The sequence below is a fragment of the Pseudomonas sp. 51_B genome (genome assembly GCF_017491595.1).
Lineage (GTDB): Bacteria > Pseudomonadota > Gammaproteobacteria > Pseudomonadales > Pseudomonadaceae > Aquipseudomonas > Aquipseudomonas promysalinigenes.
The window spans coordinates 1-484 of the sequence record NZ_JAFGYW010000270.1 but is presented as its reverse complement, the minus strand read 5'-3'; the positions used below and the strand labels follow the sequence as shown (position 1 = coordinate 484).

General features: G+C 51.4%; 1 protein-coding gene. It reads left to right on the top strand.

Going from position 1 to position 484, the window contains the following annotated elements; all coding sequences use genetic code 11:
- Nucleotides 1-193 (top strand): helix-turn-helix transcriptional regulator (locus J5M56_RS24775; RefSeq protein WP_207938034.1); only part of this gene is annotated, 193 nt, incomplete at its 5' end.
- Nucleotides 194-484: the final 291 nt, after the last annotated feature.

Genomic DNA, 484 nt, shown 5'->3' with positions numbered 1-484 from the left:
GGTCGATCTGGCGGAGCGCTTGAACGTCTCGCGCCAGACCATCAACGCCATCGAAAATGAACGCTACGACCCGAGCCTGCCGCTGGCGTTTCAGATCGCGCGAACGTTTGGATTGGCCATTGAAAGTATTTTCGAGGATCCGGAAGCAGAATCCGATTCGCAAACTGCTGTGAGGGGTGGCAAACAGCCGTAGTTGATTTCGATTCATGCTAAAAACTGTCAACTTTTACAGTGTTGCATCGATGCCATGCGCCCTATCCTGCCTACTCCCGGCAATGATTGTAGGGGTCTCATTGATCAGATGGAGCATTGCAAAGATGACTAGCACAGTAGCCTTTCCTTTTAAGTTCCAAGGGTTGAATGCCGAGAAAACCGAGATTTCGCTATCCAGGATCAGCGACATCGGCGCGCAGATAACGCCGACGGAGCAAATGACCCGTCTCAATCTGAATTTCACTTTTGCCGACGGCAGCAGTCTGAGTAC